The sequence below is a fragment of the Salinisphaera sp. genome (assembly GCF_035690525.1).
In the GTDB taxonomy this organism is placed as follows: Bacteria; Pseudomonadota; Gammaproteobacteria; order Nevskiales; family Salinisphaeraceae; genus Salinisphaera.
Map to the genome: position 1 here is coordinate 72,939 of NZ_DASSKM010000178.1, position 6,794 is coordinate 79,732.

General features: G+C 63.9%; 7 protein-coding genes. 1 reads left to right on the plus strand and 6 read right to left on the minus strand.

All coding sequences use genetic code 11. The features are described 5' to 3' along the window. Positions 1 to 30 precede the first annotated feature (30 nt). From VFJ08_RS13810 to VFJ08_RS13830, 5 genes are all read right to left on the minus strand, one after another. Positions 31 to 417, minus strand: coding sequence for a type II toxin-antitoxin system VapC family toxin (locus VFJ08_RS13810; RefSeq protein ID WP_324997806.1), 387 nt, complete (start codon positions 415 to 417; stop codon positions 31 to 33). Further along, positions 414 to 662, minus strand: a complete 249-nt coding sequence (locus tag VFJ08_RS13815) for a type II toxin-antitoxin system prevent-host-death family antitoxin (RefSeq protein ID WP_324997807.1) — start codon at positions 660 to 662, stop codon at positions 414 to 416. Before VFJ08_RS13815 ends, VFJ08_RS13810 begins: the two co-directional genes overlap by 4 nt. 211 nt (positions 663 to 873) lie before the next feature. Beyond that, complete coding sequence (gene sbcB / locus VFJ08_RS13820; RefSeq protein WP_324997808.1) at positions 874 to 2,313, minus strand: exodeoxyribonuclease I; 1,440 nt, start codon at positions 2,311 to 2,313, stop codon at positions 874 to 876. Continuing rightward, positions 2,313 to 4,214, minus strand: coding sequence for an ABC-F family ATP-binding cassette domain-containing protein (locus VFJ08_RS13825; RefSeq protein WP_324997809.1), 1,902 nt, complete (start codon positions 4,212 to 4,214; stop codon positions 2,313 to 2,315). The genes sbcB and VFJ08_RS13825 overlap by 1 nt, the downstream gene beginning before the upstream one ends. A gap of 104 nt (positions 4,215 to 4,318) precedes the next feature. Beyond that, positions 4,319 to 5,707: a DEAD/DEAH box helicase gene (locus VFJ08_RS13830; RefSeq protein WP_324997810.1), complete on the minus strand. Its 1,389-nt coding sequence runs from the start codon at positions 5,705 to 5,707 to the stop codon at positions 4,319 to 4,321. 241 nt (positions 5,708 to 5,948) lie between these two features. Between VFJ08_RS13830 and moaB the strand changes: the two genes are divergently transcribed. Then, a complete protein-coding gene (gene moaB, locus VFJ08_RS13835) occupies positions 5,949 to 6,464 on the plus strand; it encodes a molybdenum cofactor biosynthesis protein B (protein ID WP_324997811.1) in 516 nt (171 codons plus the stop codon). 193 nt (positions 6,465 to 6,657) lie between these two features. Here the strand turns inward: moaB and VFJ08_RS13840 are convergent, their stop codons facing one another. After that, entirely contained in the window at positions 6,658 to 6,786 is a 129-nt protein-coding gene (locus tag VFJ08_RS13840; protein ID WP_414707046.1) for an inorganic diphosphatase, read from the minus strand. Positions 6,787 to 6,794: the final 8 nt, after the last annotated feature.

The window sequence follows — 6,794 nt, forward strand, 5'->3', positions numbered from 1 at the left end:
TTCAGTCGCCTTGAGAACAAAGGCCGTACTCTACACGGCTTCAATCGGCCCGGGGTATCGGGCGATCAGATCGTCGTTCGTGACCAGCGTGACGTCCTCGCTTTGCGCCTGCGCGATGAGCAGGCGATCGAAAGGATCTCGATGAATAGCCGGAAGATTGCCGAGCGCAATCGCATGTCGTCCGCTGACCGGCAATTCGTCGTAGTCATTCTCGAGCAGCCCGCGTCGCACTTGGGAAGGCGAGACGTGAAAATCGGCGCGTCCGAGACCGCTCTTGATCGCGATTTCCCAAATGCTGGCGGCGCTGAACAAGAGCCGATTGGCACGATCTTCAATGAGGCCGGCCGCGCGCTCGCCGAGCTTCCAGGGCTCGGCGGCCGCCCAGAGTAGAATATGGGTATCCAGCAGTAGGATCACGGCTCGTCGCCGTAAAACAGTTCGGCAATTGGGTCCGCGTGCATGCGGTTGAAATCGTCGGGCGTTTCGAATGCGCCGGAGAGAAAACCCAGACGCGCGGATTGACCGGAATCCGGCGCCGAAGCGGCGCTGACTTTGACCAACGGTTTACCGGCCTTGGCGATGATAAACGGTTCGCCGTTGGCGGCTCGCTCGACTAGCCGTGACAGCTGGGTCTTGGCTTCATGAATGTTGATGATGTTCATGGCTTTTAACATTCAATAGACTTAGCTAATTAAACTTAGTTTAATTCATGGGATGCTTCGCGGCAACTTCATGCGTTTTATGATTTGACGCTTATTCAATCTGTGTAAATCTGTGTTCATCTGCGGATGAATAACTTTAAAAAGGTAGAAATTGCTCTAGGTCGGCCGGATGCAGGCCTCTACGCGGCCGGGCTCGTCCGCGTTTGCGTACTTATACGAGCCGCCGCTGTCGGTCGGCCCAGGCCTTGAGATCGAGCAGCAATTGCAGCCGGGCCGGGTCGCCTTGGACGCGCGCCATTAGCGCTGCGACCACTTCGTCGTATTCGTCGAGCGTGAGCCCGCCGTCGGGTGCGAACTCCAACCGTTTCGAGATCCAATTGTTCCAGTCGTCGCGCTCGGCGTCGGCCAGGGTCTCGGGAAAATGTCGGGCGCGATAGCGGAACAGCAGTTCGTTGAGGCGATTGTCGGCAAACACGATCTCGCCGGCGGCGAGTTTTTCCGGCGTGCTTCGGCAGACCTTGTCCGCAAGCTGACGGTCGGCATTCGAGACGAAGCCGTCGTAGAGCGCGGCTTCGGGATCGGATTCGGCATCGAACACGCGGGCGTCGAACACGGCCGTGGCCTTGGCTTCGACTTCGGCGAGCCGGTCATGGATCGTCTTCCAGTGGCGCCGGCACCGCGGAATGTCGAGATTCAGCCGCTCGGCCTCGTGCTCGCGCATCATTTCGAACGGCGCCAGCACCGGGCACTTGTTCAGATGCACGCCCTTGAGCGCGACGCGCGGCGCATCTCCGGGCAAGTCTTCGCTGGGCGTGAAGATGCGCTCGAAGATATCCTCCGGCGGGAGATCCAGCAGCGGCGCCGGGTCCGCGCGCAGGTCGTAGACGATGATGCAGTTCTTGTTCGAGGGGTGCTGTGCGATCGGCATGACCGGCGACAGACAGCCGTTGGCGGCGGAAAATTTCGACGAGACATGCAGCGCCGGTTTGCGCGTGTCCATGTCCAATAATTTACGGGCGCCGGTCTTGTCGCGGTGCGACTGGACGTATTCGTACAGGCGCGGCTGCTTGTCGCGGATCAGCCGGGCCAGATCGATGGTCGCCTGTACATCGGAAAGCGCATCGTGTGCGCGCTCCTGGGCGAGATTATTGGCCGCGGCGAGCGCCTCGAGCTTGAAGCTCGGCGCGCCATCGGCGCGTTTCGGCCACTCGATACCGTCCGGGCGCAGCGCATAGGCGAGCCGCACCATATTGATGATATCCCAGCGCGAACAACCGTTTTGCCACTCGCGGGCGTACGGGTCGAAGAAATTGCGCCACAGCGTATGGCGGGTGACTTCGTCGTCGAAGGCCAGGCTGTTGTAGCCGACGCTACAGGTGCCGGGCTTGGCCATTTCGGCCACGAGGGTGGCGATGAATTCCGGCTCGGGTACGCCGTGTTCGAGCGCGTACTGCGGTGTGATGCCGGTGATCAGCGTGGCCTCGGGATGGCCGAGCATATCGGCCGGCGGCTGACAGTAAAGCACGATCGGATCGCCGATCGCGTTGAAATCCAGGTCGGTACGAATGCCGGCGAACTGGGCCGGCTTGTCCCGCTTCGGATCGGCGCCGAAGGTCTCGTAATCGTGCCAGAAAAAGGTCGGCTCGGCCATTACGCGGCGTGGCTTTCGGACTGCAGCGCGTCCAGCGCTTCGGCGTTTTCCATCCAGCTCGCCTCGGCGGCGTCGAGCTGCTTGCGCAGGCGGCCTCGCTCGGCCGACAGACGGGCGGATTCGGTCGGGCTTTCGTAGACGCTGGGCCGAGACAGATCGGCTTCGACGCGTTCGATCTGTTTTGTCAGCCGGCCCATCTCGTCCTCGGCTTTCTTCAGCGCGTTGCGCAGCGGTTTTTCTTTTTGCCGTTGTTCGGCCGAGCTGCGTCGCGCGGTCGCGCCCGAGCCGCCGGGCGCGGTCGTTTTCTTGACGTCCCGGCCTTCGCGCGCCGCGCCCTGGCGCGTGATCCACTTGGCGTAGTCGTCCAGGTCGCCGTCGAAGGGTGCAAGCTGCCCGTCGTCGACACGCCAGAGCTGATCACAGGTGGCGTCGATCAGGTGGCGGTCATGGGCGATCATCACCACCGCGCCGGTAAAACCGGCAAGCGCGGTCTCCAGGGCATGGCGCATCTCCAGATCGAGATGGTTGGTCGGCTCGTCGAGCAATAACAGATTCGGCCGCGAATGCACGACCAGGGCCAGCGCCAGCCGGGCCTTTTCGCCGCCGGAGAACGGGCCGATCGGTTCCAGCGCCTTATCGCCGCGAAAGTCGAAGCCGCCGAGGAAATCGCGGATGTGCTGTTCGGAGGCTTTTGGGTCCTGGCGCTGGACGTGCTGCGCCGCACTCGCCGTGTCGTCCAGCACTTCGAGTTGATGCTGGGCGAAATAGCCGACGCTCAGATACTTGTCGTACTGGACCTCGCCCGCCATAGGTGCGAGCGCGCCCGCCAACAGCTTCATGACGGTCGACTTGCCGGCGCCGTTGCGGCCGAGAATCGCCAGCCGATCGCCGGGCACGAGCCGTAGTTTGATCGCGGTGACCAGTGGCGTGTGGTCGTAGCCGATATCCGCGTTGTCCACGCGCAGCAGGGTCTCCGGTAGGCGCGCGGGTGCGGCGAATTCGAAGGAAAACGGCGTATCCCAATGCGCCGCCTCGACTTTTTCCATGCGCTCCATCTGCTTGAGCTTGCTCTGCGCTTGGCGGGCCTTGGTCGCCTTGGCGCGGAAGCGATCGACGAAGCCCTGAATTTGGTTGAGTTTCTTCTGCTGGTTTTCGTAGGCGGCCTGCTGTTGCGCCATCGCCTCGGCGCGCATCATCTCGAACCGGGAATAGTTGCCCGTGTAGAGAATCGCCTTGCCGTGTTCCAGGTGCAGCGTGTGCGTGGCCAGCGCGTCGAGAAAATCGCGGTCGTGCGAGACCACGACCAGCGTGGCCGGATGCGACGCCAGATACGCCTGCAGCCAGAACACCGCGTCCATATCGAGATGGTTGGTCGGCTCGTCCAGGGCCAGCAGATCGCAACGGCGCATGAGCGCCGCCGCGAGGTTCAGGCGCATCCGCCAGCCGCCGGAGAAATCGTCGATCGGCGCCTCAAAGGTGGACGGCGCGAAGCCCAGACCGTGGAGCAGCCGGGCGGCCCGCGCGCGTGCCGCGTAGCCGTCGATCTCGGCCATACGGCCGTGGCCTTCGGCCATGGCGTGGCCGTCGCCCTCGGCTTCGGCTTGTGCCAGGCGCGATTCGACTTCGCGTAGCTCGATATCGCCGTCGAGCACGAACTCGATCGCCGGCTGCGCGCCGGCCGGTGCGTGCTGGCGTACGGTGGCGGTCTCCACCCCGGCCGGGATATCGATGTCGCCGGCGTCGGGCGCGAGTTCGCCGAGCATCATGGCGAGCAGGCTGGACTTGCCGGTGCCGTTGGCGCCGACGATGCCCACGCGCTGGCCGCTCTGGAAGCGCAGGTCGATGTTTTCGAGCAGCTTGCGCGGACCGCGGCGGAGGGTGACGTTTTTAAAGGCAATCATGCGCGCGATTGTAAAGGATTCGTCCACCGCGACCGATCGGCGGGCCATAAAGGTGGACAATAAAAAGGCGCGCCGGCTTGGGCGCGCCTCCCGGGTTCGGGCGATCAGTTCGTCGAACCGCCGCCCTGGCGTCGGCCGCCGCGTCCACCGCGTTTGCCCCGGCGGGCGTTACGCCGCGGCCGGTTTGCGTCGCCGTTGTCGTCGTGGCGGGCGCGTTCGTGATGCGGTTTGTTCTTGCGCGGCCCCGCCTTGTCGGATTCGCCGCGGGGCTTGTCGCCGCCGCCGCGCGGACGCGAGGGTTTGGACTTGGCCGGGCGGCGCGCCGGCCGCCGGTCGCCGTCGTCTTCCATGTTGTCGCCGTCGTGCGGCGCACGCAGGTCGATACCCTCGGGCTGGAAGCGCTCGATTTGTTGGCCGATGAGCTTTTCAATGCCCTTGAGGTTTTTGCGCTCGTCCGGCCCGACCAGCGACAGCGCCTCACCCTCGGCGCCGGCCCGGCCGGTACGGCCGATGCGATGCACGTAGTCCTCGGGCACGGTGGGCAGTTCGTAGTTCACCACATGGGGCAGGGCGTCGATATCGATGCCGCGGGCGGCGATATCGGTGGCCACCAGCACCCGAATACTGCCTTTCTTGAAGCCGTCCAACGCCTTGGTACGGGCATTCTGCGATTTATTGCCGTGCAGGGCGGCCGCGGTCAGACCATCGGTTTCGAGCTGTTTCACGAGCCGGTTGGCGCCGTGTTTGGTGCGGGCGAACACCAGCACCCGGGACCAGTCGTTCGAACCGATCAGATAGCTCAGCACGGCGCGCTTGCGCGTCTTCTCGACCATGATCACGCGCTGGGCCACGCGCTCGGCGGTGGCGTTGCGCGGCGCCACGTCGATCTCGACCGGGCGGGTGAGCAGCGAACCGGCCAGCTTGCGGATGTCGTTGGAGAAGGTCGCGGAGAACAGCAGCGTCTGGCGCTGCTTCGGCACGTACTTCAATACCCGCTTGATGTCGTGGATAAAGCCCATGTCGAGCATGCGGTCGGCTTCATCGAGCACCAGCGTGTTCAGATTGGATAAGTCGATATGCCCGTTCTGCAGATGATCGAGCAGACGGCCGGGCGTGGCCACAATAATGTCCACGCCTTTCTTGAAGGCGGAGATTTGTGGCTGGTAACCGACGCCGCCGAACACCACGGTGCGCTTGAGCGGGGTGTTGGCGCCGTACGTGCTCACCGACTCGCCGACCTGGGCGGCCAGTTCGCGGGTCGGGGCGAGCACGAGCACGCGCGGTTTCTTTTCGTGGGTCTTGCCGAGCCGTTCGAGGATCGGCAGCACGAAGGCCGCGGTCTTGCCGGTGCCGGTCTGGGCCGCGCCCAATACGTCCGCGCCGTCGATGATGGCGGGAATGGCTTGGGATTGAATCGGGGTGGGCGTGTTATAGCCCGCGTCGGCGACGGCCGCCAGCAGATGCGGCGACAGGCCGAGGGAATCGAATGACATGCATAATCCTGGTGGTATGAATAGCAGACCGACCTGGATTGTGTGCAGTGTCCGTGTCGATCTTCGGCGGCCGGATACAAAGCCGGCGGCGCGCGTGTAATCGGCGCTCGCGCAATAGCGGGAGGGTGGGCGCCAACCATGCGTAGTATACGCGGGTCGCGGCGCGCCGTCACCGCGGCATTACCTCTGATCGGATTAGTATGACATCGTGTCGATCATCGCCGCTGTCATCACGCCCGCCATGACCCCGCAATTCGTGCCGTTGCGCATCGCCGTACTCACTGTCTCCGATACCCGGACCGAAGCGACCGACAAGTCCGGCCGGGTGCTTGTCGAGCGGCTGGAGGCCGCCAGCCATACCTTGCACGAAAAACGAATTTGCCCGGACGACGTGTACGAGCTACGCGCAATCGTGGCGCGCTGGGTCGCCGATGACGCGCCCGACGTGGTCATTACCACCGGCGGCACGGGGCTGACCGGGCGCGATGTAACGCCCCGAGCCGTCGAGGTGCTGTTCGACCGGCGCATCGACGGCTTCGGCGAGATGTTTCGCATGCTCTCCTACGAGAGCATCGGCACGTCCACGCTGCAATCGCGCGCGATTGCCGGCGTGGCCAAGGCGACCTTCATCTTTTGTCTGCCCGGTTCTTCGGGCGCGGTCGCGGAGGGCTGGGACAAGCTGATCGCCGCGCAGATCGATATCCGCACCCGGCCGTGCAACCTGCATGAGCTGCGTCCTCGGCTAACCGAGCGTTGATCCCCTTTATAGAAAAATTGTTTGCTGTATGCACCCACTGGCGCACCAGCAACCGCATCGCGCCCTAGCGCTGGCCGACGGCAACAGTATCAACGCCCGCGCCCGGGTAGTGTTCTAGAACACCCGGCCGCGGCCGAAAAGGCCCCGTCGAGCTATCGGCGGGGGCTTTGCATGGGACGGGCGGTGGGCCGGATCAGCCCTTGTTGTAGGCCGCGATGGATTTCTCGATTTCGGCCTTGGCCTTGGCGGCGTTCTCCCAGCCGCTGATCTTGGACCACTTGCCGTGCTCGTGGTCCTTGTAATGTTCGAAGAAATGGGAAATCTTGTTCC

Excerpts from the sequence above, each read along its gene's own strand:
- VFJ08_RS13815 (WP_324997807.1), bottom strand. The coding sequence starts at position 662 with ATGAACATCATCAACATTCATGAAGCCAAGACCCAGCTGTCACGGCTA.
- moaB (WP_324997811.1), top strand. The coding sequence starts at position 5,949 with ATGACCCCGCAATTCGTGCCGTTGCGCATCGCCGTACTCACTGTCTCC.
- sbcB (WP_324997808.1), bottom strand. The coding sequence starts at position 2,313 with ATGGCCGAGCCGACCTTTTTCTGGCACGATTACGAGACCTTCGGCGCC.
- VFJ08_RS13830 (WP_324997810.1), bottom strand. The coding sequence starts at position 5,707 with ATGTCATTCGATTCCCTCGGCCTGTCGCCGCATCTGCTGGCGGCCGTC.
- VFJ08_RS13825 (WP_324997809.1), bottom strand. The coding sequence starts at position 4,214 with ATGATTGCCTTTAAAAACGTCACCCTCCGCCGCGGTCCGCGCAAGCTG.